The sequence below is a fragment of the Bradyrhizobium sp. P2_E8 genome, assembly GCF_056403875.1.
This window is the reverse complement of the sequence record NZ_JBFUES010001566.1, coordinates 1-1116: the sequence shown is the minus strand read 5'-3', so window position 1 is coordinate 1116 and position 1116 is coordinate 1. Positions and strand designations below refer to the sequence as shown.

Sequence of the window (1116 nt, the reverse complement as noted above, 5' to 3'; positions counted from 1 at the left end):
CCTCCGCGTTTGCGCTGCTCCAGATCTCGCTGACGTGTTTCCCGTTTGGCATGACAGGGCCGCCCATCGGGCGGCCTCTGTCTCAACCGTGACTGCCTCGCGCGCATTAGCGCCGAAGGCGGCGGGCAGGGTCCTCTCCGCTGCCGGGCTGAATGGCCGAGCCGCCGGCTCCTGCGCCTCCGGCCTGAGCGTCAGCATCACTTACCGACGCGCCAGCGAGCAACACACACGTGACCATCGAGAGAATTGTTCAGATTATCTTCGCGCAGCTGCCGGCCGTGACACGTGAGCGGCTACGACGTTCGAAGAGCAATGCGAAGATGAGGCAATTGCCTCCTGGAAGCAGCACCCGCTGGCGAGCCTCGGTGACTAAAATCCGAAAAGGTATATCCTTCCAGAGGGGCGGAGCTTGATTCGCCATGCTGGAAGCCATTCTCCTATTGCTGGGAATTGGGGCCGCAGCTCTCCTGCTGATCGCCTTTTGGGGGTTGCATCGCCAAGTATAGGCACAAGAAAACAGCTCAGTGGGATCGGGTGAGCTGGTGCTAGCGAGTGCCCTTGGAGAAGGGCATCGGAAAAGCTTGGCAATACAGCCAACGTTCCTATTCGCCAGAAGGGTTTGGGGGCGCAGCGGCACTCCCGGCGCTCTGATCCGCAATTGAACCGGCAGCCGGGAGGCTTGGGGGCTGCGAGCCGTGCCATGTTCGCGTTCGGACAGCAATGCTGTGGAACATCGCGCTCCGGTAGTTGTACGGAATCCATTTTCGGAACGGGGTGTTCTATAGAAAGAACACCGGCGTGATTTGAGTACCGATTTTTACTTTGTCCGGGATGGCCGCAGTGGGGGCTGGAACCACCCTGCGGCTTTTCCCGTTTGGGCTTAGTCAGCCGTCGCGGCACGGAACGCCGTAATTGTCGCAGGTGAGTGCGAAGGTTTCTTTCGCCTTTGCATCTTCGAAGCAGAAGCGCGTGCCGACATCGGCGTGATCGATCCACCAATCAATTTTATTGTCCCTTGCAATGCGGGAGGCTTCTCCTCGCAGCAGATCCAACTGTCTTCCGGCAACGTGGACGATCAGGCAATTTTCCTTGGTCATGAATGACGTTCCTTATAAT

The 1116-nt window shown here is 58.6% G+C and carries 1 protein-coding gene; it reads right to left on the bottom strand.

Features of this window, described 5'->3' with window-relative positions; genetic code table 11:
• Positions 1-884: 884 nt before the first annotated feature.
• The gene (locus AC1D00_RS42350) at positions 885-1097 is read right to left on the bottom strand and encodes a hypothetical protein (protein WP_404556379.1); all 213 of its coding nucleotides are present in this window, start codon (positions 1095-1097) and stop codon (positions 885-887) included.
• Between the last annotated feature and the right edge of the window lie 19 nt (positions 1098-1116).